Raw genomic sequence first — 25,495 nt, 5'->3', positions numbered from 1 at the left:
CCTACTGGATGTTGACGTCGACGCTGGCCGGCAGGTCGATGCGCATCAGCGCGTCGACCGTCTTCGGCGTGGGGTCGAGGATGTCGATCAGCCGCTTGTGCGTACGCATCTCGAAGTGCTCCCGCGAGTCTTTGTACTTGTGCGGGGACCGAATGACGCAGTACACGTTCTTCTCGGTCGGCAGCGGCACCGGGCCGACCACACTGGCTCCCGTCCGGGTGACCGTCTCGACGATCTTGCGCGCAGAGGCATCAATGGCCTCATGGTCGTAGGCCTTGAGCCTGATGCGGATCTTTTGTCCCGCCACGCTTCTCCTACCTCACTACTAACGGGCCCACGGTGTCCATGGAAAGACCATGGGCCTGGCTGTGCCGCCGCTGTTTACCTGTCTCTGGTTCACCGGTCCACGCGGTCGGGTGTGTCGCCCGTTCGCACACTCTTACGCGGCAGAATTCGTCGCGATCGAGGTTGAGGACCGGATATGCCCCGCTAGGGGCACTGGTCGCATGCCTGCGCCGACCCGGTGTGAAAGCACACCGCCCCGGCTCAAGGCAACCCGAACAGTATGCCTCAGATCTGAGCGTGCTCCAAATCCCTGGTGGAGCGCCCGACTGTGGGCCTTATGCACGCAAAACGGCTCGCCGCCGTGCACAGCCCCCACACTCGGGAGGCCCTACCGCAGACCGTCCCAGAAGCTGCACTGATGCACCCGAGCGTAGTCGTCTGCCGTTCGACTGCCGTCGGGCCGCAGTGACAGCACCTCCCCCGCCGCGCCGAATTCGGGCCAGGCCGGTCCGCCGTCGACGTCTGGGTCGCCGGACGTCACGAACGCCGACCACTGGTCGACCATCAGCTCACCCAGTCTGACCTGCGCGGCGTTCGGCGGCGACGCGCCGCCGACGTCGAACAGGTAGCGCAGTTCCAGTGAGTGGCTGGCCCCGACGGGGAACGGCAGCGTGCGCAGCGGCTCGGGTGCCGGCGCGTCCGGATCGTCGAACTCGTAGAAGTAGACGTCTGCGTCCCGGCTCAACTCCCGGGCCCAACGTGCGTTGGGGCACGCGAGCACTCCGTCGGTGACGGTTGCGGCGTAGGCGAGCGCGACGTGGGGATAGTCGGTCAGCGGATACCGGGCGGCCACCGCCGGGGCATCGGCCCCGAAGGTGTCGGCCAGCAGTTGCGGATACTGCTCGGCGAGGTAATTCGTGCCCCGCAGATGCTGCAGTGCCACGAACAGCGTCCACTCGTCGCGGGTGGTGCCCATCAGCACCGGGACCCGCGCCGCCCGGCCCTCGCCGAACGCGGCCACCGGGTCGACCGGCAGCGTCGGCGTGCCGGTGACCGGACCGCTGAGCCGGTCTTCGCCGATGTCGTAGTACCAGACGGGCGTGCGCAGCGTGTTGGCCGGCAGCGCGCGCAGGCAGTCGGCGGCGGTGGCCGGATCCGGGCAGCCCACCTCGGCGGCGTAGTCGATGCTGCGCTGCTCGGCGACCGGCAGCGCGACCTGCGCCTGACACGGCCCGCTCATGATGATCGCGGCGCCGAACAGGCCCTGCGAGTCCGGCGCGACCAGGTGGTCGCACACCGACATCGCGCCCGCGGACTCCCCCGCGACCGTGACCCGGTCCGGGTCACCGCCGAAGTTCGCGATGTTGTCGCGCACCCAGCGCAGTGCGGCCTGCTGGTCGGCCAGGCCGTAGTCACCGGTGTGCCCGGCGTCCGCGAGCGCGGGGTGGGCCAGGAAGCCGAGCGCGCCGAGCCGGTAGTTCAGCGTGACCACCACGATGTCGCCGCGCGAGACCAGGCGGCGGCTGTCGTAGATGCCGCCGCTGCCCGCGACGAACGACCCGCCGTGGATCCACACCATCACCGGCTTGGGCGCGGTCGGCTCGCCGGCCGAATCGGCCGGCGGCGTCCACACGTTCAGGTTCAGGCAGTCCTCGTCGGTCTGCCTGCCGAGCTCCAGATCGCCTGCGAGGTCCTGCATGCATCGCGGGCCGAACGCGGTGGCCTCCCTGACCCCCTGCCAGGCGGACGCCGGTTGCGGCTCCCGCCACCGCAGATGCCCGACAGGCGCTGCGGCATAAGGTATTCCGGCGAACAGTCGATGATCCTCGGCGACGGTGCCGCGCACCGCCCCTGACGTGGTCTGCACGACCGCCGGATCGGCGCGCTGCGGCGTCACCGATTCGGCCCCGCCGCACGCGACCAGCAGCAACAGCGCGGCCAGCGCGGCGAACCGTCGGATCGGCATGATCATCGAGAGTAGCGCCGGTCACATGTGCTTTACTTGACACCCGTCAAGTCAATGCGAGTGAGGGCACATGAGTACGCCGATTATCGACGACGCAGCCAAGGTGCTGGCCGAACCCAAGGCCTATGCCGACGAGGCACGGTTGCACGCAGCGCTCGCACATCTGCGCGCGCACGCCCCGGTCTCCTATGTGGACGTGCCCGACTACCGGCCGTTCTGGGCAGTCACCAAGCACTCCGACATCATGGCGATCGAGCGTGACAACGAGCTCTGGATCAACGCCCCCCGGCCGATGCTCGTCACCGCGGCCACCGACGACCTGTCGCAGGCCAACCTCGCCGCCGGTGGCGGTATCCGCACGCTGATCCACATGGACGACCCGCTGCACCGCGACATCCGCAAGGTGGGCGCCGATTGGTTCCGCCCCAAGGCGATGCGCGCGCTGAAGACGCGCGTCGACGAGTTGGCCAAGATCTACGTCGACAAGATGGTGGAGAAGGGCCCGGAGTGCGACTTCGTGCAAGAGGTCGCGGTCAACTTCCCGCTGTACGTGATCCTGTCGCTGCTCGGCCTGCCCGAATCGGACTTCGGCCGGATGCTCAAGCTGACGCAGGAGATGTTCGGCGGTGACGACGACGAGTTCACCCGCGGCAAGAGCCCCCAGGAACTGCACGAGGTCATCACCGACTTTTTCCGGTACTTCACCAAGCTGACCGCCGACCGGCGCGCCAATCCCACCGAGGACCTCGCCTCGGCCATCGCGAACGCGAAGCTCGACGGCGAGTACCTCAACGACATCGACTGCCTGTCCTACTACGTCATCGTCGCCAGTGCCGGACACGACACCACCAGCGCAGCGATCTCGGGTGGCCTGCTCGCGCTGATCGAGAACCAGGACCAGCTGGCCCGCCTCAAGGCCGATCCGTCGCTGATGGGCACCGCGGTCGAGGAGATCATCCGCTGGACCGCACCGGTCAAGGAGTTCATGCGCACGGCCACCTCCGACACCGAGGTGCGCGGCGTGCCGATCGCCAAGGGCGAGTCGGTGCTGCTGTCCTACGTGTCGGCCAACCGGGACGAGGACATCTTCGCGAACCCGCAGACGTTCGACGTCGGCCGCGATCCGAACAAGCACCTGTCCTTCGGCTACGGCGTGCACTTCTGCCTGGGCGCGGCGCTGGCCCGGATGGAGATCAACAGCTTCTTCACCGAGCTGCTCCCGAGACTGGAGTCCATCGAAATGGCCGGCGACCCGGAGTTCGTCTCGACGATCTTCGTCGGCGGGCTCAAGCACCTGCCGATCCGGTACTCGCTACGCTGATTCCGCGCCGCAGTGGCGCCGATCACATAGGCTGTGCTTGACACCCGTCAAGCACAGCCTGTGAGGAGCCCCGTGAGCACACCGACGATGGACCGGGATTCGCTGGAGGCGGCGAAGGCACTGGCCGATCCCAAGGCCTACGCCGACGACGCCCGACTGCACGCCGCGCTGGCCCACCTGCGGGCGCACAATCCCGTCGCCTACGTCGAACACGGCCCGTACCGGCCGTTCTGGGCGATCACCAAGCACGCCGACATCATGGCGATCGAACGGGCCAACGACCTGTTCCTGTCGGCTCCCCGCCCACTGCTGGCCACCGCCGAGGCCGACGACATCGGCAAGAGCCAGCAGGAGATGGGGATCGGGTTGCGCACCCTGATCCACATGGACGACCCGCACCACCGCAAGGTGCGCACGATCGGCGCCGACTGGTTCCGCCCGAAGGCGATGCGGGACTTGAAGATTCGCGTCGACGAGCTGGCCAAGCGGTACGTCGACGCGATGCGCGACATCGGCCCCGAGTGCGACTTCGTCACCGACATCGCAGTCAACTTCCCGCTCTACGTGATCCTGTCGCTGCTCGGCCTGCCCGAAGAGGACTTCGGCCGGATGCACATGCTGACCCAGGAGATGTTCGGCGGCGACGACGACGAGTACAAGCGCGGCACCACGGTCGAGGAACAGATGGCCGTGCTGACCGATTTCTTCAACTACTTCTCGGCGCTGACGGCGTCGCGGCGCGAGAACCCGACCGAGGATCTGGCCTCGGCGATCGCCAACGGCCTCGTCGACGGCGAGCCGATGTCGGACATGGACACGCTGTCCTACTACGTCATCGTCGCCAGCGCCGGCCACGACACCACCAAGGACGCGATCTCGGGCGGTCTGCACGCGCTGATCGAGAACCCCGGCGAAATGGCCCGCCTGAAGGCCGATCCCGGGCTGATGGGCACCGCGGTCGAGGAGATGATCCGCTGGACCACCCCTGTCAAGGAGTTCATGCGCACCGCGGCCGAGGACACCGTGGTGCGCGGGGTGCCGATCGCCAAGGGCGAGTCGGTGTATCTGGCCTACGTGTCAGGCAACCGCGACGAGGAGGTGTTCGACGAGCCGTTCCGTTTCGACGTGGGCCGCGACCCGAACAAGCACGTCGCCTTCGGCTACGGCGTGCACTTCTGCCTCGGCGCCGCGCTGGCGCGGATGGAGATGACCAGCCTGTTCTCCGAACTGATCCCGCGGCTGGAGTCCATCGAACTGGCGGGCGAGCCCGAGCTGTCGGCGACGACGTTCGTCGGCGGGCTCAAGCACCTGCCGATTCGGTACTCGGTGCGCTGAGCGCGGTCGTCGCCAGGAAGCCGTCCACGGCCGCGACGGCGACCTCCCGGTAGTCGAAGTCGGTGAGTGTGCTGATCCGCCCGAACGCCAGCGGACCGATGAGCAGCGCCAGCGCCTTCGCGCGGTCGACGGCGCCGAGTCGTTCCGCGGCCGCCGGGCTGCCGAACACCGCTTCGAACGGCGCGGCGTATTGCTCGGCGATGTATTCGCGCAGAGTGTGCGCCCCCGCACTGGGCACCTCGTTGATGTCGGGCCCCAGCGACAGCCACGCCATCGCGGTCAGCGTCGTCGGCGCCTCGGCGATCGACTCGGCCCACTCCACCACGATCGCCAGCAGCCGCTCGCGCAGGCTGCCCTGCTCCGGCGGCATCGGCGGTGGCGGGATCAGCCGCATGAACGCGGCCGCCACCAGGTCGTTGGCGCTGGGAAAGTGCCGGTAGAGGGTCGCCCGGGCCACGTTGGCCTGGCGGGTGACCGCGTCCACGGTGACCGCGCTCGGACCACCCGCGCGCAGCAGCTCCGTCGCGGCATCGAGCAGCCGCGCCCGGGATTGGGCGGGACGGGGATCGCCCCCTGCGGCGCTCATGTGTTTCCCTCACCTCCCGAACGGGAACAAGACTCTCGGTCTTGCTACGAGACTGTTAGTCTCGTTTGTACCTGACGAAGAGAGCCGACATGGTCGACACTGTCCCGCGTACCGACCAGGATATCGGCGGCGAGGCGCCCACCCTGTCCCGGCGCCGGCGCGTCTGGTTGCTCACCGTGGCCAGCGTCGACGTGCTGATGGTCATCGCGTCGATGGTGGCGCTCAACGCGGCTCTGCCCGACATCGCGGTACAGACGTCCGCGACGCAGGCTCAGCTCACCTGGGTGGTGGACGGCTACACCCTCGCCCTGGCGTGCCTGCTGCTGCCGGCCGGTGCCCTCGGGGACCGGTACGGCCGACGCGGCGCACTGCTGACCGGGCTTGCGATCTTCTGCCTGGCGTCCCTGGCACCGGTGATGTTCGACAGCCCGACCCACATCATCGTCGCGCGAGCGGTCGCCGGCGTCGGCGCGGCGTTCATCATGCCCGCCACGCTGTCGTTGCTGACCGCCGCGTTCCCGAAGTCGGAGCGCAACAAGGCCGTGGGCATCTGGGCCGGCGTCGCGGGCTCGGGCGCGGTGTTCGGGTTCCTCGGCACCGGCATTCTGCTGCAGTACTTCTCGTGGCAGTCGATCTTCTACATGTTCGCCGGCGGCGCGCTGCTGATGTTCGCGGCGACCTGCACCATCGGATCCTCGCGTGACGAGACCGCCACGCCCATCGACTGGTTCGGCGCCACGCTGATCGGCACCGCGATCGCGGTGTTCGTCCTCGGACTGGTTGAGGCACCCGTCCGCGGGTGGACCGACCCGATCGTGGTGGGCTGCCTGGTGGCCGGGGTGGTGCTGGCCGGACTGTTCGCGTTGGTGCAGTTGCGCCGGGCGCACCCGCTACTGGACGTGCGGCTGTTCCGGCGGCCCGATTTCGCGACCGGCGCGGCCGGCATCACGTTCCTGTTTATCGCGAACTTCGGGTTCTTCTTCATCGAGATGCAGTTCATGCAGCTGGTGATGGGCTACAGCGCACTCGAGACGGCGTTCGCGTTGTCCCCGTTGGCCCTTCCGGTCCTCGTACTCGGCGCCACCCTGCACCTGTATCTGCCCAAGGTGGGGCTGCGGTTCGCGGTCAGCGTGGGCCTGCTGCTGGTGGCGGTCGGTTTGTTCTGCATGCGCTTCCTGGACGCCGACTCGACATACCTCGATCTGATGTGGCCGCTGATCATCACCGCCTCGGGTATCGGGCTATGCACGGCGCCAACGACTTCGGCGATCATGAACGCGGTGCCCGACGAGAAGCAGGGGGTGGCCTCGGCGGTCAACGACGCCACCCGCGAAGTCGGCGCCGCAGTCGGGATCGCGGTCGCCGGGTCCATCCTGGCCGCCGTCTACCACAATGCGCTGACCCCGAAGCTCGACACGTTCCCCGAGCCGGTCCGCGCCACCGCCACCGATTCGCTGGCGCACGCGTTGTCGGTCGCCGAGCAGATGGGCCCGCAGGGCGCTGCGCTGTCGCGACTAGCCCAGGACGCGTTCATGCACGCCACCAGCCAGGCGCTGCTCGTGCTGGCGATCCTGCTGCTCGTCGGATCGGTGTTCACCGCGATCTGGTCACCCGGGCGCGACGGACGGCAGTGGGCACTCATCAGGCGGATACGTGAGCCGCGCTGACAAACTCGGCCGCGCGATGGCCGGCCATCACGATCGTCGCGTGCGGGCCGCGGCTGGGGATGTCGGGCAGCACCGACCCGTCCACCACCCACAGGTTGTCCACCCCGTACACGCGGCACCGTTCGTCCACCACGGTGCCCATCCTCGCGGTGCCGCACAGGTGTTGCGATGTCGCCCACGACGGCTCGGATTGCACAGTGGCACAGGATAGTTCGGCGGCCAGTCGACTTCCCGACCGGAGCAGTTCCACGTCGGCCGGCGCGCTGTCGTAGCGGTGCTCGATCACCGGGGCGACGTCCGGATCGGCGGAGACGATCGTGACCCGGCCGCGCGAGCGCGGGCGCATCAGGGTCACCCCGAGATGCGGCTGGTCGGCCGGGTCCGGGCGCCCGCCGGTCGTCATCGCGCCGAATCCCGCGGTGTAGGGCCGGATCTCCAGCCCGTCGCCGGTGGTCAGCACCGCCTCCAGCGGCGGGACCCCGTGGGTGGGAGACCAACTCACCGGCAGCACCCACTCCGGATGGTCGACGGTGTCGACACCGACCGGTAGGTCGATCTCGACGTCGACCCCGGCCGCCGCGAGCATCCGCTGCGGTCCGACCCCGGACACCATCAGTAGGTGAGCCGATGCGATGGCGCCCGCACAGAGCACCACTCGGTCCGCGGTCAGCGTCGCCGGCCCGTCCGGGCCGACGCAGTCCACACCCACCACCCGTCCGGCCGAGAACCGCAGTCGGTGCACCCTGGTGTCGGTCAGCAGCGTGAGGTTGGACCGCTGCAGCGCCGGCTGCAGGAACGCACCGCCAGGGCCGACCCGGGTGCCGCCGTAGATGTTCAGCGGCACGGCGCCGACCCCAGCCGGCAGCGGGTGCTCGGGGGTCGATCCGTTCAGGTCCGCGATCCAGTCGAACCCGGCCGCGCGGCATGCCTGCACGAAAGATGCTGTGCACCCGTCGAATTCAGCGACGCGGCGCACGGTGATCGGCCCCGCCGTGCCGTGCGGCAGGCCCGGGAAGTCCAGGTCGTTCTCGATCGCGACGAAATGCGGGAGTACGTCGGTCCAGCTCCACCCCGGCAACCCCCAGCCGTCCACGTCCGACGGCAGCGCACGGCAGAAGTACCCGCCGTTGACAGCTCCCGACCCGCCGACCACGGCCCCGCGCATGATCTCGGCGTGCCGCTCTGGGGCCTCGGTCAGCGTGGTCCGGTAGCGGCGCACCACCGAGCTGGCCACCCCGATCGGTAGCCGCAATCCATCGGTGATCTGGCTGCCCACCCGGGGATCGAACGGCCCCGGTCCCGCCTCGACGACCGTGACCTGGAAGCCTGTTTCAGCGGAAAGCCGTTCCGCCAGAACCGATCCCGCACTACCGGCGCCGACGACGAGAACGCGCACCTAGGCTCGGATCTGCGGCTTGAGGGCGCCGGCGTTGCGCTCGCGGATCACCCCGGTCCACAGACCGAGCCCGTAGGCGATGTCGTCGAGTCGCTTGAGCGCGAGGTGGGTGAGCAGCCCGACCCGTTTGGTGTCGTCATCGGCGTGGCCGTGGCGGCTCACCCAGTCGAACACGCCGTCGAGCACCGCGGCCACCACCACCACCCGGCGGCAGCGGCGCGACACCACCGCGGCGACCAGCGCCACCGGCCAGTAATGCCGGCAGATCGCCGAGGCCAGCTGAAGCGCCGCCGACCCCAGCCCCTGCGCAGCCACCACCGCGACTTCCATGGGCTCGGTCTGCACACTCGACAGTGACTTCGCGATCCGCCGGCCCGTCAGCGCCGCGACCGCAATCGAGGCCGCGTAGCCGATCCCGGAGCCCAGCGCGACCAGCATCCACACCACCAGCGTCCAGCCCGAGATCACCAGCGGCGCGGTCTTTCCCGGGTGGCGCATCGTCAGCGGGGCCGCCGAACTCCCGTAGAAGGACTTGCGGGTGAACCACTTTCGCAACTCGGTGCGGTGGTCGTGGGCCACCGTGGCGATCGGCTCGTAACGCAGGCGGGCGCCGGCCTCGTTGAGCCGCCAACACAGGTCGACGTCCTCGCCGGACACCAGCGACTCGTCGAAGCCGCCGATCTCCAGCAGCGCGGTACGCCGGCAGATGATGGCGGCACTGGGCACGTAGGCCACGGTCCCGTATGGGATCACCGGCGCCTCCCGGATGCCGAGGTCCAGCGACGAGCGCACCGCCTCGTAGCGGGCCACCACGCTGTCGGACGGATTCAGCGCGACGATCCGCGGCGCCACCAGGGCCACCGCCGGGTCGCAGAAGTGACCCAGCAATGCTTCGAGCCAGCCCTTGCGGGGGACGACGTCGGAGTCCAGGAACGCGACGAGGTCGGTGGTGCAGGCCGCCAGCCCGGTGTTGCGGGCCGCCGCGGGGCCCCTGCTCGTGTCGTGGCGCAGCACGCAGACGTCGCAGCGCGTCGACGCGAAGTCCGATTCGGATACCGGCACGGTCGAACCGTCGTCGACGATCACGACCCTCAGCCCGCGCAGCGCGGCGACCAGCCGACCCAGCCCGGAAGCGTTGTCGCGCACCGGGATCACTACGGTGACGTCACGGTGCGACGGCCCGCTGAGCGGCCGCGGATGGGCGACGGTGGCGTCGAGCAGGGTGCGCGCCAGTTGCGCGCTGACCGCGTCGTGCACTTCGAGCCTGCCGCCGTTAAGCATGGTCTGCGCAGCGGGCGCGAGCCGGAGCAGACGCGTCGGCGAGCCACCGAGCAGGGCGGCGCCTTCCCCGAGCACCCGCACCCTTCGGTCCACCTGGATGGCAAACCCATCCGGGAGCCGTGGGCCGGTCACGTCAGCATCCCCTGTCGGTCCGGTGCCCAGCGGCGAACCCGCACCGCACACGCGTCCACCATCTCGGCAAAGATCCTCTCCCCCTCCTCCGCCGTCGCCGTGGTGGGATCCCCCAGAATCCCCAGCGAACTCACCGCCGCCACTCCCCCTCGCCGCATCTGCGGCATCAGCTCAGACAGCGGTGCCCGGTTGCCCGGGACCAGCTCATCCTGCCTCACCGCGTCCGGCGAAATATGTAGCAATACGGATGTTTCGGTATGGCCGGCATGCGCATCGGCATTGCTGGACATACAGGACGACCATCCCACATCCCGTGCCTCGTCGCGCAGTAGGCCCACCGCGCGGCGCAGTGCCTCGACATTGCCGCCGTGGCCGTTGACGAAGACGATCCGCGAGGCCCAGCGGCACGCGGATCGGGCGAATTCGGTCAGCAGTTCGGCCAGCGCGATGGTGCCGATCGAGACGGTGCCTGCGAAGCCCTCGTGCTCCCCGCTGGCGCCGTAGCCGACCGCAGGCGCGATCACCCAGTCCGGCGTGTCCCCGGCCCGCAGCCGGGTGATGAGCGCCTCCGCGACGGCGGACGCGATCCGGGTGTCGGTGTCCAACGGAAGATGGGGTCCGTGTTGCTCGAGGGAGCCGACCGGAACGACCAAGGCGGGCATCTGCTGGGTCAAAGAGTCGTGCAGCTGCCTCGACGTTGAGTTCCCGAGCACACGGGGGAAGACCACGCGACGATGGTAGGCCGAATTCACCTGCCGTGCGCCGAATGTTGGGTCATGCGAAGCAACTGATTTCCCGAACTGGGCCGGGGGCCGGTCGCGCAAACACACCAGCCCCCTGTGCCCCGCCCGTATCAGACCCCGAGAGTCCTGGTGAATCCTTCCGGAATCAGGATGTCCTCCCGGGTCAGTTCATGGATCGAGGATTTGCCCAAACCCATCATCGCGGAGTCGATACCGCCGCGCAGGATGTCGAGCACGTTCTCCACGCCGGCCTGCCCGTTGGCGGCCAGACCCCACAGATACGCGCGGCCGATCATCACGGCCCTGGCGCCCAGAGCAACCGCTTTGACCACGTCGCTGCCCCGCCGGATCCCGCCGTCCAGCAAAACCTCGATCTGGTCGCCGACGGCATCGGCGATGGCGGGCAGGCAGCGGATCGCGGCCGGCGTGCCGTCCAGGTTGTTGCCGCCGTGGTTGGACACCGTGATCGCCGAAACACCGGCATCCACAGCACGTTTGGCGTCGTCGACACGCACCGTGCCCTTGAGCAGGAACGGGCCGCCCCACTGTTCGCGCAGCCAGGCGACGTCTTCCCAGGTCGGAGGCGGAGTTCCCATCCACTGCCCGTAGGCCTCGAAGAACGGCGGACCGGCCTCGCCGATGCGGCCCTGGTTGGGCACCCGCAGGTCCGGCGGGCGCAGGTGCTTGGCGAAACTGAAGAACCAGCGCGGCTTGGTGATGACCTCCGGCGACATCCGCAGCATGGTCTTGAGGTCCATCTGCTCCGGGATCTTCGGGCTGCCCCAGTCCCGGCCGTGCGAGAAGCTCCAGTCGGTGGTCAGGATCAGGCCCTTGGCGCCGGCCGCCCTGGCGCGCTCCATGCGCGCGAGGATCTCGTCGCGGCTGCCCAGCCAGTAGATCTGGAAGAAGATCTTGTCGTTGACCGCGGTGACCTCTTCCATGGGCTTGCTCGCGAACGACGACAGGCCCATCGCGGTGCCACGCGCCGCGGCCGCCCGCGCCACCGCCACTTCGCCGTCCGGGTCGATCGCCTGCACACCGGTCGGCGAGATGATGACCGGCAACGAAATGTCTTGCCCCATCACCGTTGTCGACATCTCACGCTTCTCAGTCGCGCCGATCACGTGGGGCGCGAAGCCGAGCTGAGAGAAAGACTCGACGTTGTCGGAGACCGTCACGCCCTTCTCGCTGGCCGAGATCAGCGAGGAGTAGGCCGATTTCGGCAGCCGCTTCTTCGCCCGCTGCTGGGCGATCGCGACGGTTTCGAACCAGGTATCACGTGCCATGGGGGTCTACACCGGACTTTCGTTACAGAACTTCTTGGGAGGAGCGCTCAGCAGCGTGAGCGGGATGGGGCCCTTCGGCTTACGGCTGCCGGAGCGGGAGTGGTCCACGCTGGACTTGGGCTTGTCGCGCTCGAGGGCCAGGGCGGGCTCGCCGTAGCCCTGCACGCACTCGGGGTCGGGACCGTCCATCGGCAGGCCGGTGAAGAACTTGGCGGCCATGCAGCCGCCGCGGCACGCGTCGTAGTGTCCGCAACCGCTGCAGGCGCCGGCCGACTGCGGCTCGCGCAGCTCCCGGAACAACTCCGAGTTCTGCCAAACGTCCTGAAATCCGTTGCTGGTCAGGATGTTCCCGGCCAGGAACTTGTCGTGGATGGCGAACGGGCAGGCGTAGACGTCGCCCACCGGGTCGATCAGGCAGACCACGCGCCCCGCACCGCACAGGTTCAGCCCGGCCAGTGCGCCGGGCTCGCCGAGCCCGGACAGGTGGAAGAACGAGTCACCGGTGAGCACCCGCTCGCCGCGGGCGACCAGCCAGTCGTAGAGCTGAACCTGCTGGGCCGGCGTCGGGTGCAGTTCGTCCCAGACGTCGGCGCCGCGGCCCGACGGGCGCAGCCGGGTGATGCGCAGCGTGGCGCCGTAGTTGTCGGCCAGCGCCTTGAAGTCGTCGAGCTGGTCGATGTTGTGGCGGGTGACCACCACCGAGATCTTGGCGTCCTTGAAGCCGGCCTCTTTGAGGTTCTCCAGCGCGCGCACCGCCATCGCGAACGAACCCGGGCCGCGGACCGCGTCGTTGACCTCGGCGGTGGCGCCGTCGAGCGAGATCTGCACGTCGACGTAGTCGCTGGCGGCCAGCTTCGCGGCCACCTCCTTGTCGATCCGTACGCCGTTGGTGGAGAACTTCACCCCGACGTGGTGCTCGGTCGCGTAGTCGACGAGCTCCCAGAAGTCGCTGCGCACAGTGGGTTCGCCGCCACCGATGTTGACGTAGAACACCTGCATGCGTTCGAGCTCGTCGATGATGTCCTTGCACTGCTGCGTGGACAGCTCACGCGGGTCGCGCTTGCCCGACGAGGACAGGCAGTGCACGCAGGACAGGTTGCATGCGTAGGTGAGCTCCCACGTCAGGCAGATCGGGGCGTCCAGGCCGCGCTCGAACTGGTCGACCAGCCGGGGCACGGGTGCGGCGAGCGTCATGACTTCTCTCCTGAGTCGGCGACGAGCATCTGCGACTGGACCAGTACACCCAGCGCGTGGAAGTAGGGCGCCTGCGCGGCATCGTCGATCCCGGCGGCGCGGCAAGCGGAACGAGCGTCGGGGTGATCAGGAAGCGAGTTGATCACCTCGACGATCGTCCGGTTCTTCAGGAATGACAGCTTGCGAGTCCCGAAGTGGTAGAGCAGGGCGCCGAACGGTTCGGGCCGCACCGCCACCTGCGGGTGCAACCGCCAGTGCCGGTCGGCATCGAAGTTCGGCGCGGTCATGCTCAGTAGACCCCGCACATCCCGTCGATGGAGACCTCTTCGACCAGGCTCTCGGTTACCAGTTCCTCGGTCTGGGCATGCTGATTCTGATCCATGGATCTGACCTTTCTGCTCACCGGACCCGGGTAGGGTCTCGACACTTGTGACGTAGGTCGCTCACAATATGGCATCGAGTGCAGGAACGGAAGAGGGGGCAGATGGGCGCCGCAAAAGCGCGGGTGGGCCGCCGTCGGTCGACGAGCTTCGAGCACCTCAGCGATGTCGCGCTGGACCTGTTCATGGCACGCGGGTTCGACGAGGTCAGCGTCGACGACGTCGCAGCCGCGGCCGGTATCGCTCGCCGGACCCTGTTCCGCTACTACCCGTCCAAGAGTGCGCTGCCCTGGGGCGACTTCGACGCCCACCTCGAGCACATGCGCGAACTGCTCGACGAGTTCGGTCCCGGCGTACCGATCCGCGACGCGCTGCGCACCGCACTGCTGGCGTTCAACGACTTCGACGACCCCGAACGGCACCGGCAGCGGATGCGCCTGATCCTGGAAACCGAGGCACTGCAAGCCTATTCGATGACGATGTACGAAGGATGGCGGGCGGTGATCGCGGCCTTCGTCGCCCGCAGGCTGGGAGTCGAGCCGGCGCACCTGATGCCGCAGACGGTGGCGTGGACGATGCTCGCGGTGTCCCTGTCGGCTTATGAGCACTGGCTGGCCGACGAGTCGGTGGCGCTGCCGGTTGCGCTGGGCGAGTCGTTCGACATGCTGTCGTCCGGTCTCGCCGGTCTGGAAACTGGGGTGTCGGAGTTCGGCGCCTGAGGGCGACGATAGAGATGTGAGTGCCCAACCGGACGGCGAGCACGCTCCGCGGGCACTGCTCGCGCTGTACGACGAGGCTCTGCCGGCGGTCTTCGGCTACTTCGTCAGGCGCTGCGGTGACCGCGGGACGGCCGAGGACCTGACGTCGGAGACCTTTCTGGCGGCGATGGATGCTGCGCGCAAGCCGTCACCGCCGGAGCTGACCGTGCCGTGGCTGATCGGGGTGGCCCGGCACAAGCTCGCCGACCACTACCGGCGACGGCACGACCGGCACTCGGTGCCGGTCGCCGAGCCGCCCGAACCGGTCGAGCCCGAGGACACCTGGGACGCGCATCTGAACCGCATCGTTGCCGAGCAGGTGCTGGCCCGGTTGCCCGAGCATCACCGCAGCGTGCTGGCGTTGCGCTACATGGACGACTGCTCCGTGCCGGAGTGCGCGGAGATGATCGGGCGCACCGTCCACGCGACGGAGGCGCTTCTGGTGCGGGCCCGACGGGCGTTCCGGGCCGCGTACCCGCAACCGGAAGGAGGACTGCTGTGAACGGACACGATCCGCTCGACGTGCTGCGCGGCGGCGACCTCCCCGTCGCACCGGACCGCGCGTTCGCGCAGCGCCTGCGGGCCCGCCTCGAGGCGGCGGCCGACCTCTTCGAACAGCAACCTGATCGAACCCAAGGAGTGACCATGAGCGGAACCGATACTGCCATCGCCGAACTCGCCCGGCCGGCGCCGGTGGTGCACGGCGCGGCCGTGCCCTATCTCACCGTCGCCGACGCCCGCGCCGCCATCGACTGGTACATCGACGTATTCGGCGCCGCGCTGGCCGGTGACCCGATCGAGATGGACGACGGCCGGATCGGCCACGCCGAACTCACGCTGGCCGGCGGCGTGCTGTACCTGGCCGACGAGTATCCCGAAATCGGGCTGAAAGCACCGGCGCCGCAGGCGGTCTCGGTGAGCCTGATGGTCACGGTGGCAGACACCGATGCCGCGTTGCAGCGCGCCCGCGACGGGGGTGCGCACATCCAGCGCGAGCCGTACGAGAATTACGGCGCCCGAAACGCCGCACTGGTCGACCCGTTCGGGCACCGGTGGATGCTCACCGGCCCGGTGACCGGCGCCGTCGTGCCGATCCAGCACGGTGACGTCGGGTTCGTTTCGGTGTGGACGCCGGACGCGCAGCTCGCGGCGGCGTTCTACGGCCGCGTGCTCGGCTGGCAGGTCGACGCCGCGACCCAGACGGTGACCAACGTCGGTCAGCGCATCGGCCTGGCGTCGGCAGACCGACAGACGCTGTTCTGCTGCTACGCGGTGACCGACCTCGACGGCGCGCGGGAGAGCATCGTGTCCGGCGGCGGATCCGTCGGCGCGGTCGAGCGGCTGGGCTTCGGTGACGTGCTGCGCGCCACCGACTCTCAGGGCACCGAGTTCGGCGTGTACGTGCCCAATCAGGCGGAACCGAGGCCGCTGCTGAACGGCGGCGGGCACGGCGAGCTGTCCTACCTCACCTACCAGGTGCCGGATTCGCAAGAGTTCAAGGCTTTCTACAGCAGGGTGTTGTTCTGGACGTTCTCCCCTGGTCGGGTTGCCGACGGCTGGGAGATCGAAGGGACCCGTCCGATGTCGGGCGCCGCGGGCGGCAGTACGAGCGCGGTCACCGTGCCGATGTGGACGGTCGACGACATCGACGCCGCGGTGGCCCGGGTGCGCGAGGCGGGCGGCACCGTGATCGACGAGCCGTCGCAGCAGTCCTACGGGAAGTCCGCGCTGTGCGCCGACGATCAGGGCACCCGCTTCTACCTCGGCGAGCTCTAGAAAGGTGGTGGGTCGTCGGCGTAATCGGGTGGCGGCTGCGGCTCTTGGGGTGGCTGGTCGACGACGCGTTGGACAGCGTTGTATTCGCGCTCGGCTTTGATGCGTGCCGCCCTGTCCGCGGCTCGAGTGCGTTGCCGTTTCGGCATCTGGACATCGCGGCCCGTCCCGGGCGGGGGTTGGGTCATCGGCGGCAGTTCCGCGGTCGTCGTGTTCCACGTCGGGAAGAACAGCCGACTCCCGGGCGTCGTGGTGTAGGTCTGCCCGGCCGGCGTGGTCCAGATGACGGTGCCATCGGGTAGTTGTCTATCGCGCCAGCCGTCGGGGCCGCCCCAGAAGGTCTTCATCAAGTGGTGAGTTCGGCACTTGCAGTGCATGTTCGACGCGTGGGTCGGCCCGTGCGGATAAGGAACGACGTGGTCGATGTCGCAGCGTTCGGCGGGAACATCGCATCCCGGGAAGCGGCAGAACAGGTCACGGGCGCGAATGAATGCGGCCAGCTTCGCCGAGGGCTGGTAGCGCGGTTCGGGATCTGGGCCCGGCAGCCACAACGGCTTGATCGACGCTCCCGAGCGGATGGCCTCTGCCAACGCCGCGATCGGCAGGACCTGAGCCGCCGGAAGCAGTGCCACCCCGGATTCCTTTGCGCGGGAATCGGTCTCGTTTTCGGCCTCAGGGTCGACCCTGACATTCTGCTGTTCGCGGTCCTCGGCGGCGATCAGCTGCTCCGCGGCATCGACCGCAGCCTCGTCGGCGATCACGTGAATCACGATGTTCGATTTCCCGGGACCGCCCGCGGCGCATGCCGAAGATCCGCACCGGCACGGCAGGTGGTCATCGCCCCGACCGATCGCACCCATTGCATCCGATCGCCGCTCGCCTATCGGCCGCGGATCCGCGTCACACAGCCCCTTGACGAGCCTGGCAATCCGAGCTCTGTATGCCGCGGCGTCAGGAGGCAACAACAATCCCCAGAGCGAAATGGCCTCGTTGGGATCGTCATGCGCCCCGATGTGCACATCCCGCTTCTTGAGCACTTCCTTCGTGCGGCGTACTGCATCGGGGTCGTGACGCTCGATCTCGGCGTTGATTCCGTTGATCAGTTTCTCGTCGGACAGCGGACCCCACTTCTCGGCCTTATCGGCCAGCGTCGCATCGACGACGGCGATGACTTCGTCGGCGACCAGCTGCGTGCGCCAAGTGATCTCCGAGATCAACCGGGCGCTCAGTCGGCCCCGCAAGTACAAGGCCGCAACCTTGGGTAGTCGGTAACGCAGCGCCGTCGCAATGCACATCTGAGCGGAGGCGCGCTGCTGGCTGATCGACAGTGCGGCGCCGACGTGGCACGCGGCGTTCTTCCATGGATCGAAAGCCCACCTGCCGCGTTCGTCATCCTCGTCGACCGTCAGATCGACCAATTCGGCGATCGCGGCCAACTTGCGCGCACCGGCCTGGGCTTCCTCGCGCGCAGCCTGTTCGATCGCAGCGATCAGGGCCGGCTCATCCCTCCCCGCATGCATTCGATCGAACATACGTTCGATATTACCTGCCTCCACTGACTCAAACTTTTCGGCAGGGTCGCGACTTGTGGATAACCGCGGCCATGGCTGGAAGGTTGTGGATATGGCTCGATCACGGCGCAGAAGCTGCCCGGCGTTGCGGGGTTACGACAGTGACGATGACGAAGTGGAAGCACCAGTTCCTCGCCGCTGGCGCTGAGCGGCTCCAGGAGGTGCCCCGCGGTCCAGCCGGGGCCAGAGGCACTCCCGAACAGCGGCGGCTACAGATGGAACTGCCTGCACCTGGCTGTCAGCGAAGCCCAACGCCTGCTCAACCTCGACGACCTACGCGCCGATCGCGGACTGATGGACATCCTCGACGCCGACGACACCGTCATCGGCCAGGCCCCGGCCCCGGTTGCCGTGGTCTCCGATAACGGCCCCTGCTTTCGCCGCAAAACCTTCCAAACCGCATTCACCGGCGAGGACCCCTGCTGCGACACGTCAGGAATCGCGTCCAACCACCGCAAACCAACGGCGTGATCGAGCGGTTCTTCGGCACCCTCAAATACGAGCACCTGTTCCGCGGATACATCGGCGACGGCGACACCCTCGACATGGAAGTCCACCGCTTCCGCATCATCTACAAACACCATCCGACCCCACCAAGCCCTGGCAGACCACACCCCGAAACAGGCCTACCTCACCCCACCAAACCCACAAAACCTGCCAAATTCTTGACTCAAGACAGGCTGAGTCTGACCCCTCCCACCCTTATCTACACCCCTTCGCCGAGATTGCATCCTCTGCTCGAATCACGCGGATTATCCCGCGCTACATGCAATCTCGACGGAATGGGCTACCCGAGGAGGTCGGAGATCGGCGCGCCCGCGGCGATCTTGGACCGGACCTTCATGACCTTGCCCGGGAAGCCGCCGCCGACCACGCCGACCACCACACCGTCGCGCTCGTAGTAGGCGAGGAACTTGCGCCCGTCGTCTTCCACGATGTGCACCGTGTCGGTGGCCTCCGGCTCACCGAGGGCCTGGATCTTGACGTCGTACTGGTCGCTCCAGAAGTACGGCACCGAAACAGCGGTCGGCGGCTCCTGACCCAGCATGGTCGGCACCAGCACCCGTGCCTGGTCGGCGACGTTGCTCCAATGCTCGACGCGCACCTGGCCGCCGATGGTGTCGCGCCACGACGCGACATCTCCGATCGCCCACACGTGGGGTGCGCTCGAGCGGCCCGCCTCGTCGCACACCACGCCGTTGTCGACCGCGATGCCGCTGCCGGCAAGCCAGTCCGTCGCGGGATGTGAACCGATCCCCACGATGACGATGTCGGCGTCGAGCTCCGTGCCGTCGCTGAGGATGACCTTGCGGACCCGGTCGTCGCCGCTGACGGCGGAGACGCCCACGCCGCAGCGGACGTCGACCCCCTCGGCACGGTGCAGTCGCGTGACCAGATCACCGATCTGCCGCCCCAGCACCGACGCCAGCGGCGTGGGCTGCGGCTCCACCAGCACCACGTCGACACCGAGCTTGCGCAGGCTGGCCGCGACCTCGCAGCCGATGAAGCCTGCGCCCACCACGACCGCGTGGCGGGCCGTGCCCGCTTCCTTCCGCAGGGCGAGGCTCTCGTCGAAGTTACGCAGCACGTGGATACCGGCAAGGTCCGGGAACGACGGAATGCGCTTGGGCACCAGGCCCGTGGCGATCACCAGCTCGTCGTAACGCAGCTGGGTGCCGTCGGCCAGGGTCAGGGTCCGGGCCTCGGTGTCCACCGATTTCGCGCCGTTGCCGAGCAGCACGGTGATGTTGTTGTCGGCGTAGAACTCGGCCGGCTTCAGCGTGACGTCGTCGGTCTCGGCGCGCAGCACCTCTTTGGACAGCGGCGGCCGGTCATAGGGCAGGTGGTCCTCGTCGCTGACGATCGTGACCGGTCCCGGATACTCGGAACGACGCAACTGCTCGGCCGTGCGGGCAGCGGCCAGCCCGCCGCCGACGATGACAACGCCGCCGGACACCTCAGATGTGCTCACGTGGGCTTTTTACACGATGCCGAGCTGCTGTTGTGCGCCACCCCACAGGTGACCGCTCAGCGCGGTGCGCGTTCGATGAGGTTGGACAGCACGACGATGCTTTCGCTGCGTTCCACGTCCGCGCTGGCCCGGATGCGTTCCAGCGCCTCCTCCAGGTGCCGCATGTCGCGTGCCAGCACGTGCAGCATCGCGTCGGCCGTGCCCGTCACCGTCGCGGCGCTGACCACCTCCGGGATGTCCCGCCAGGCCGCCCGCAGCGCGGTGGGCGCGATGGTGCCGTGACAGAACACCTGGACGTAGGCCTCGGTCGTCCACCCCAGCGCGCTGCGGTCGATCACCGTGGTGAATCCCTTGATGACGCCCGCGTCCACCATCCGGTCCACCCGACGCTTCACCGCCGGGGCGGACAGGTTCACCTGCTGGCCGATCTCGGCGAACGTGGCGCGCGCGTTGTCGGCCAACTCGGCCAGGATGCGCTCGTCGGTCTCATCGAGTCGGTCCATCTTCTCCCCCGCACAATAATTCTTCGGATAGCCGCGACTACAACAACAGATCAACGCAAGACACGCAAGATTCGTCGATTGATTGCGCGAAACGCCGCCCATATCGTTTGTTTCATGACGACCGAGCTCGCCGGCACCCAGAACGTCGAGAGCACCACCGAACGCACCGCCGGCCGCCGCCACTATCTGATGACCGCCCCGACGCACTTCGCCGTCGAATACGCCATCAACCCGTGGATGGACACCACGACGCCGGTCGACACCGGCCGCGCGCTCACCCAGTGGGAGACCCTGCGCCGCACCTACCTCGACCTCGGCCACACCGTCGAACTCGTCGAACCGCTGCCGGGCCTTCCGGACATGGTCTACGCGGCCAACGGAGGCACGGTCATCGACGGCCGGGCCGTGGTAGCCCGCTTCGCCTACGCCGAGCGCGCCGGGGAAGCGGTCGCGTATGCCGAGTGGATGTCGCGTAACGGCTACCGCCCCAACGAGACCCGACACGTCAACGAGGGCCAGGGTGACTTCCTCGCGGTCGGTTCGACGATCCTCGCCGGGCACGGTTTCCGCACCGACCGCCGCGCCCACGACGAGGTCGCCGCCCACGTCGGGATGCCGGTCGTCAGCCTGGAGCTGGTGGATCCGCGCTTCTACCACCTCGACACCGCGCTGGCCGTGCTCGACGACGCGACCGTCGCGTACTACCCGCCGGCGTTCGCGCCCGCCTCCCGCGCGACTCTGGAACGCCTGTTCCCCAACGCCGTCGAAGTCGCCAGCGCGGACGCCTACGTGCTCGGCCTCAACGTCGTGTCCGACGGACTCAACGTGGTGCTGCCCTCGGCGGCAACCGGTTTCGCCGAGCAGCTGCGTCGCGCAGGCTTCCACCCGGTGCCCGTGGACCTGTCCGAACTGCTGAAGGGAGGCGGGTCGGTGAAATGCTGCACGCTGGAGATCCACCGATGACGGCCGTGACGTCCACCGCCGATGCGGTCATCGACCTCGACCGACGCCACGTCGCACACAACTACTCCCCGCTGCCGGTCGTCGCCGCGAGCGCCGACGGCGCGTGGATCACCGACGTGGACGGGCGGCGCTATCTCGATTGCCTGGCCGCGTACTCCGCCGTGAACTTCGGGCACCGCAACCCGGAGATCATCGCCACGGCCCACGCGCAGCTCGATGCGGTGACGCTGGTGAGCCGCGCGTTCCATTCCGACCGGCTGGCCCCGTTCTGCGCGTCGCTGGCCGAACTGTGCGGCAAGGACATGGTGCTGCCGATGAACAGCGGCGCCGAGGCGGTCGAGAGCGGCATCAAGGTGGCACGCAAGTGGGGCGCCGACGTCAAGGGTGTCAATCACCCGAACACCCCTACCATCATTGTGGCGCACAACAACTTCCACGGGCGCACCACGACGATCGTCAGCTTCTCCGACGACGAGACCGCACGCCGCGGGTTCGGTCCGTACACGCCGGGTTTCCGGGCGGTGCCCTTCGGTGACGCCGAAGCGCTGGCCGACGCGATCGACGGCGACACCGTCGCCGTGCTGCTGGAACCGATCCAGGGCGAGGCCGGCGTCGTCGTGCCTCCCGACGACTACCTGCCGCGGGTGCGTGCGCTGTGCACCGAACGCCGCGTGCTGATGATCGCCGACGAGATCCAGTCCGGGCTCGCCCGCACCGGGCGCACGTTCGCGTGCGACCACTGGCGCGTGGTGCCCGATGTCTACCTGCTGGGCAAGGCGCTCGGCGGCGGCGTGGTCCCGCTGTCGGCGGTGGTCGCCGACAGCGACATCCTCGGCGTCCTGCACCCAGGCGAACACGGTTCGACGTTCGGCGGGAACCCGCTGGCCACCGCGATCGGCAGCACCGTCGTCGACATCCTGCGCCGGGGCGAATTCCAGTGTCGCTCAGCCGAACTCGGCGCCCACCTACACGCGCGCCTCGCCGAGCTCAACGGCCGCGGAGTGCTGGCGGTGCGCGGGAAGGGGCTGTGGGCCGGGGTCGACCTCGACCCGGCGCTGGGCACCGGCAAGCAGGTCAGCCTGCGACTGGCCGAACGCGGCGTGCTCGTCAAGGACACGCACGGTTCGACGCTGCGCTTCGCGCCGCCGCTGGTGGTCACCGCCGACGAGATCGACTGGGCGGTGGAGCAGTTCGCCGGAGTGCTGACCGGCTAGTACTTCATGGTGCCGCGGTCGACGGCGATCTGCGACCCGGAGATCGTCGCCGACGCGTCACTGGCCAGCCACGCCACCACGTCGGCGACCTCCTCGACCGTCATGAACTCCTGCAGACCCGGTTTGCCGTCGCGCGCAACAGGTTTGTACGGCATCGGCGCGAAGCTGTGCAGGAACGTCGGGTACTTCGAGAAGATCTCCATCATCGCGTCCTTCTCGATCATCGGCGTGTCGATCGAGTACGGATGGATCGAGTTCACCCGGATGCCGTACTCCCCCGCCTCCAGGGCCAGCGCATTGGTCAGCGCCACCAGCCCGTGCTTGGACGCCGCGTAGTGCGCGTTGCCCGGCGTGGCCTTCAGCCCGGCCGACGAGCTGACGACGACAATCGAACCGCCGTTGCCGGCCTCGATCATCGCCGGCACCGCCGCCCGGATCGTGCGCCAGGTGCCGTTGAGGTTGACGTCGACGACGGTGTCCCACTGCTCCTCCGACATCTCCCAGATGCGGCCCCAGCTCAGCACGCCGGCGTTGGCCACCACGATGTCGAGGCGGCCGAACTGCTCGACCGCGTCGGCGACGAGCTGCTGCTGGGCGGCCAGGTCACGGATGTCGACCTCGCGGGCCAGCACTTTGCGGCCGGTGGCCTCCACCAGGCGCACCGTCTCGGTCAGGTCCTCGGAGGTGGGCATCGGGTAGGTGATCGACGCCGAGACGGGCTTGCAGACGTCGATCGCGACGATGTCGGCGCCGTCTTCGGCCAACCGGACCGCGTGCGCGCGGCCCTGACCGCGCGCTGCGCCGGTGACCAGCGCGACGCGACCTTCCAAGGGTGCACCTGATGCCATGGGGATCAGGCTAACAGCCGAATTAGAACGCGTTCTAGTCTTTGCGTTCAGTGGCGTCCGGCGGCGCCCAACGGCTCAGGAGCCCGCCGCCACCTGCACGGGAAGCGGAGCCGGCGCGGGCGCAGGCGTCCGGGCGACGAGCTGGTACAGCGGCATCGTCCACGGGTCCATCGCGGCTGTCCGGCGGGCATAGCTCGTGTGCACCGCGACGGCAGCCGGGTTCATCTCGTCCTCGGCGTCGGGGTCGTAGTCGCACACCGCGTCCCCGAGGTCACAGACGCTGACGGTCTTGACACCGACCGTCACCGGCAGCGGCCCGGGAGCCCCCGCCAGGATCGGCCAGTCCTGCGCGACGCCCTTGCCTGCACCCGGCACCGAGGTCGCCGAGCCGAGGTTGATGGTCGGGTCCTGCGGAAGACGGTCGCCGTCGGCGACGAGCAGCGCCGCGGCCAGGTTCGGGCTCGCGTCGAGTGCGTGCAGATTGCGGTGGACCACCATGGCGCCCTGCGAGTAGCCGGCGAGCACCACCTGGGTGGTCGGGCACTGCGCGACGAACTGCTGGTACTGGACGCCCAGCGCCTCTGCGCCGGTGTCGACACTGCTCATGAATCCCGCCCAGGCCAGGACGCCGCCGTCCTCGGGCACTTCGGTGGCGGGATAGTTGACCGCTTCGGCGGTGATCGTGCGGCCGCTCTGCTGAACCAGCGACGCGAAGTCGCGATAGGACTTGTACACCACGCGGCCCATGCCGGCGTCGGCACTCATGTCCCCGGCGCGTTCCCCGGATCCGGCGGCCCCGATCCAGTGCACGTCCGGACAGGCGGGCTGCGCGGACGCAGCCCCCGCCGTCAGCACGGTCGCGGCAGCGGCCCCCACCGCGGCCACGAGTGCCGTCATGCCGGTCTTGCTCTTCACCATGAACCTCAAAACGCCGAACCTCACTTCACACCCCGACTGACCCCTCGACAGCCGACGCCCAATACATCGGACTTGTCTGTCGACGCGTTACACCAGTCGGCAACACAAAAGTGGCGCCCACCCTTCCGGGTGAGCGCCACTCTCGTTGGCTGAGTACCTAGATCACTTGATGATCTTGGTGACGCGGCCGGCGCCGACGGTACGGCCACCCTCGCGGATCGCGAAGCGCAGGCCCTCGTCCATGGCCACGGGCTGGATCAGCTTGACGGAGATGTCGGTGTTGTCACCGGGCATCACCATCTCGGTGCCCTCGGGGAGGGTCACCACGCCGGTCACGTCCGTGGTACGGAAGTAGAACTGCGGGCGGTAGTTGTTGAAGAACGGCGTGTGGCGGCCACCCTCGTCCTTGGACAGGATGTAGACGCTGCCCTCGAACTCGGTGTGCGGCGTGGTGGTGCCGGGCTTGACCACAACCTGGCCACGCTCGACGTCCTCACGCTTGATGCCACGCACCAGCAGACCGACGTTGTCGCCCGCCATGCCCTGATCGAGCAGCTTGCGGAACATCTCGACACCGGTGACGGTCGTCTTGGTGACGGTCGGGCGGATGCCGACGATCTCGACTTCCTCGTTCACGTTGATCACGCCACGCTCGACACGACCGGTGACCACGGTGCCGCGGCCGGTGATCGTGAAGACGTCCTCGACGGGCATCAGGAACGGCTTGTCGGTCTCGCGGACCGGATCCGGGATCGACGCGTCCACGGCCTCCATGAGCTCCTCGACGGACTTGACCCACTGCGGGTCGCCCTCGAGGGCCTTCAGCGCCGAGACCTTGATGACCGGGGCTTCCTCGTCGAAGTCCTGGGCGGCCAGCAGTTCGCGGACCTCCATCTCGACGAGCTCGATGAGCTCCTCGTCGTCCACCATGTCGGCCTTGTTCAGGGCCACCAGGATGTAGGGCACACCGACCTGGCGGGCCAGCAGCACGTGCTCGCGGGTCTGCGGCATCGGGCCGTCAGTGGCGGCGACCACCAGGATTGCGCCGTCCATCTGGGCGGCACCGGTGATCATGTTCTTGATGTAGTCAGCGTGACCGGGGGCGTCGACGTGTGCGTAGTGACGCTTGTCGGTCTGGTACTCCACGTGGGAGATGTTGATCGTGATACCGCGCTGACGCTCCTCGGGCGCATTGTCGATCTGGTCGAATGCGCGCGACTCGTTCAAATCGGGGTACTTGTCGTGCAGAACCTTGGTGATTGCTGCCGTCAGTGTGGTCTTGCCGTGGTCAACGTGACCGATGGTCCCGATGTTGACGTGCGGCTTCGTCCGCTCGAACTTCGCCTTCGCCACTTCTGTGTCCTCCTGGACTGTGTTGGTGCTTCTTCTAAAGCAGTGTTGAT

At 68.3% G+C, this 25,495-nt stretch carries 25 protein-coding genes; 9 read left to right on the top strand and 16 right to left on the bottom strand.

What is annotated here, in order from left to right; genetic code table 11:
- Position 1: 1 nt before the first annotated feature.
- Both rpsJ and C6A87_RS05490 read right to left on the bottom strand, forming a co-directional pair.
- Positions 2-307 (bottom strand): 30S ribosomal protein S10, encoded by a 306-nt coding sequence (rpsJ, locus tag C6A87_RS05495; RefSeq protein WP_003883485.1) that lies wholly within the window; start codon positions 305-307, stop codon positions 2-4.
- Positions 308-673: 366 nt separating this feature from the next.
- Entirely contained in the window at positions 674-2,251 is a 1,578-nt protein-coding gene (locus C6A87_RS05490; protein ID WP_311116336.1) for a carboxylesterase family protein, read from the bottom strand.
- A gap of 70 nt (positions 2,252-2,321) precedes the next feature.
- Between C6A87_RS05490 and C6A87_RS05485 the strand changes: the two genes are divergently transcribed.
- The gene (locus C6A87_RS05485) at positions 2,322-3,572 is read left to right on the top strand and encodes a cytochrome P450 (RefSeq protein ID WP_311116335.1); all 1,251 of its coding nucleotides are present in this window, start codon (positions 2,322-2,324) and stop codon (positions 3,570-3,572) included.
- A 72-nt stretch (positions 3,573-3,644) separates the two neighbouring features.
- A complete protein-coding gene (locus C6A87_RS05480; protein WP_311116334.1) occupies positions 3,645-4,907 on the top strand; it encodes a cytochrome P450 in 1,263 nt (420 codons plus the stop codon).
- On the opposite strand, the gene C6A87_RS05475 is transcribed toward C6A87_RS05480, so the two are convergent.
- A complete protein-coding gene (locus C6A87_RS05475; RefSeq protein WP_311116333.1) occupies positions 4,873-5,493 on the bottom strand; it encodes a TetR/AcrR family transcriptional regulator in 621 nt (206 codons plus the stop codon). The genes C6A87_RS05480 and C6A87_RS05475 overlap by 35 nt on opposite strands.
- Positions 5,494-5,582: 89 nt before the next feature.
- Between C6A87_RS05475 and C6A87_RS05470 the strand changes: the two genes are divergently transcribed.
- Positions 5,583-7,160 carry an MFS transporter gene (locus tag C6A87_RS05470; protein WP_311116332.1) on the top strand — a complete coding sequence of 526 codons (1,578 nt, stop codon included), beginning with the start codon at positions 5,583-5,585 and terminating at the stop codon, positions 7,158-7,160.
- On the opposite strand, the gene mftG is transcribed toward C6A87_RS05470, so the two are convergent.
- The 7 genes from mftG to mftA all read right to left on the bottom strand — a co-directional run bounded on the left by mftG (position 7,135) and on the right by mftA (position 13,574).
- Positions 7,135-8,556, bottom strand: a complete 1,422-nt coding sequence (gene mftG, locus C6A87_RS05465) for a mycofactocin system GMC family oxidoreductase MftG (protein ID WP_311116331.1) — start codon at positions 8,554-8,556, stop codon at positions 7,135-7,137. The two genes, C6A87_RS05470 and mftG, sit on opposite strands and share 26 nt — an antisense overlap.
- The gene (gene mftF / locus C6A87_RS05460) at positions 8,557-9,969 is read right to left on the bottom strand and encodes a mycofactocin biosynthesis glycosyltransferase MftF (RefSeq protein WP_311116330.1); all 1,413 of its coding nucleotides are present in this window, start codon (positions 9,967-9,969) and stop codon (positions 8,557-8,559) included.
- Positions 9,966-10,721 (bottom strand): mycofactocin biosynthesis peptidyl-dipeptidase MftE, encoded by a 756-nt coding sequence (gene mftE / locus C6A87_RS05455; RefSeq protein ID WP_311117823.1) that lies wholly within the window; start codon positions 10,719-10,721, stop codon positions 9,966-9,968. The genes mftF and mftE overlap by 4 nt, the downstream gene beginning before the upstream one ends.
- Before the next feature lie 101 nt (positions 10,722-10,822).
- Positions 10,823-11,998 carry a pre-mycofactocin synthase MftD gene (gene mftD / locus C6A87_RS05450; protein ID WP_311116329.1) on the bottom strand — a complete coding sequence of 392 codons (1,176 nt, stop codon included), beginning with the start codon at positions 11,996-11,998 and terminating at the stop codon, positions 10,823-10,825.
- A 6-nt stretch (positions 11,999-12,004) separates the two neighbouring features.
- On the bottom strand, positions 12,005-13,192 hold the full coding sequence (mftC, locus tag C6A87_RS05445) for a mycofactocin radical SAM maturase (protein ID WP_311116328.1): 1,188 nt from the start codon (positions 13,190-13,192) through the stop codon (positions 12,005-12,007).
- Positions 13,189-13,479, bottom strand: coding sequence for a mycofactocin biosynthesis chaperone MftB (gene mftB, locus C6A87_RS05440; protein ID WP_311116327.1), 291 nt, complete (start codon positions 13,477-13,479; stop codon positions 13,189-13,191). The genes mftC and mftB overlap by 4 nt, the downstream gene beginning before the upstream one ends.
- A gap of 2 nt (positions 13,480-13,481) precedes the next feature.
- Positions 13,482-13,574, bottom strand: coding sequence for a mycofactocin precursor MftA (gene mftA, locus C6A87_RS05435; RefSeq protein WP_311116326.1), 93 nt, complete (start codon positions 13,572-13,574; stop codon positions 13,482-13,484).
- A 102-nt stretch (positions 13,575-13,676) separates the two neighbouring features.
- On the opposite strand from mftA, the gene mftR reads away from it, so the two are divergent.
- Genes mftR through C6A87_RS05420 form a run of 3 tightly spaced genes read left to right on the top strand, consistent with a single transcriptional unit; the run spans position 13,677 to position 16,106 of the window.
- Entirely contained in the window at positions 13,677-14,291 is a 615-nt protein-coding gene (gene mftR, locus C6A87_RS05430) for a mycofactocin system transcriptional regulator (protein ID WP_311116325.1), read from the top strand.
- A 16-nt stretch (positions 14,292-14,307) separates the two neighbouring features.
- The gene (locus tag C6A87_RS05425; protein ID WP_311116324.1) at positions 14,308-14,832 is read left to right on the top strand and encodes a sigma-70 family RNA polymerase sigma factor; all 525 of its coding nucleotides are present in this window, start codon (positions 14,308-14,310) and stop codon (positions 14,830-14,832) included.
- Positions 14,829-16,106, top strand: a complete 1,278-nt coding sequence (locus C6A87_RS05420) for a VOC family protein (RefSeq protein WP_311116323.1) — start codon at positions 14,829-14,831, stop codon at positions 16,104-16,106. Before C6A87_RS05425 ends, C6A87_RS05420 begins: the two co-directional genes overlap by 4 nt.
- Here C6A87_RS05420 and C6A87_RS05415 read toward each other — a convergent pair.
- Complete coding sequence (locus C6A87_RS05415; protein WP_311116322.1) at positions 16,103-17,635, bottom strand: DUF222 domain-containing protein; 1,533 nt, start codon at positions 17,633-17,635, stop codon at positions 16,103-16,105. The genes C6A87_RS05420 and C6A87_RS05415 overlap by 4 nt on opposite strands.
- A gap of 333 nt (positions 17,636-17,968) precedes the next feature.
- Here C6A87_RS05415 and C6A87_RS05410 point away from each other — a divergent pair, with 333 nt between their 5' ends.
- Positions 17,969-18,145, top strand: coding sequence for a hypothetical protein (locus C6A87_RS05410; protein ID WP_311116321.1), 177 nt, complete (start codon positions 17,969-17,971; stop codon positions 18,143-18,145).
- A 316-nt stretch (positions 18,146-18,461) separates the two neighbouring features.
- On the opposite strand, the gene C6A87_RS05405 is transcribed toward C6A87_RS05410, so the two are convergent.
- Positions 18,462-19,646 (bottom strand): FAD/NAD(P)-binding oxidoreductase, encoded by a 1,185-nt coding sequence (locus C6A87_RS05405; RefSeq protein WP_311116320.1) that lies wholly within the window; start codon positions 19,644-19,646, stop codon positions 18,462-18,464.
- A gap of 56 nt (positions 19,647-19,702) precedes the next feature.
- Positions 19,703-20,149: an Lrp/AsnC family transcriptional regulator gene (locus C6A87_RS05400; RefSeq protein ID WP_311116319.1), complete on the bottom strand. Its 447-nt coding sequence runs from the start codon at positions 20,147-20,149 to the stop codon at positions 19,703-19,705.
- A gap of 114 nt (positions 20,150-20,263) precedes the next feature.
- Here C6A87_RS05400 and ddaH point away from each other — a divergent pair, with 114 nt between their 5' ends.
- Positions 20,264-21,112 (top strand): dimethylargininase, encoded by an 849-nt coding sequence (ddaH, locus tag C6A87_RS05395; protein ID WP_311116318.1) that lies wholly within the window; start codon positions 20,264-20,266, stop codon positions 21,110-21,112.
- Positions 21,109-22,326 (top strand): ornithine--oxo-acid transaminase, encoded by a 1,218-nt coding sequence (gene rocD, locus C6A87_RS05390; RefSeq protein WP_311116317.1) that lies wholly within the window; start codon positions 21,109-21,111, stop codon positions 22,324-22,326. Before ddaH ends, rocD begins: the two co-directional genes overlap by 4 nt.
- On the opposite strand, the gene C6A87_RS05385 is transcribed toward rocD, so the two are convergent.
- From C6A87_RS05385 to tuf, 3 genes are all read right to left on the bottom strand, one after another.
- Positions 22,323-23,174, bottom strand: coding sequence for a mycofactocin-coupled SDR family oxidoreductase (locus C6A87_RS05385; RefSeq protein WP_311116316.1), 852 nt, complete (start codon positions 23,172-23,174; stop codon positions 22,323-22,325). The genes rocD and C6A87_RS05385 overlap by 4 nt on opposite strands.
- 75 nt (positions 23,175-23,249) lie before the next feature.
- Positions 23,250-24,071 (bottom strand): cutinase family protein, encoded by an 822-nt coding sequence (locus tag C6A87_RS05380; protein WP_311116315.1) that lies wholly within the window; start codon positions 24,069-24,071, stop codon positions 23,250-23,252.
- Positions 24,072-24,254: 183 nt separating this feature from the next.
- Positions 24,255-25,445 (bottom strand): elongation factor Tu, encoded by a 1,191-nt coding sequence (gene tuf, locus C6A87_RS05375; protein WP_003929599.1) that lies wholly within the window; start codon positions 25,443-25,445, stop codon positions 24,255-24,257.
- Between the last annotated feature and the right edge of the window lie 50 nt (positions 25,446-25,495).

Origin of the sequence: Mycobacterium sp. ITM-2016-00317 (assembly GCF_002968295.1) — a bacterium.
In the GTDB taxonomy this organism is placed as follows: Bacteria; Actinomycetota; Actinomycetes; order Mycobacteriales; family Mycobacteriaceae; genus Mycobacterium.
The sequence above is the reverse complement of the archived record's forward strand: the minus strand, read 5'-3'. Positions and strand labels throughout refer to the sequence as shown.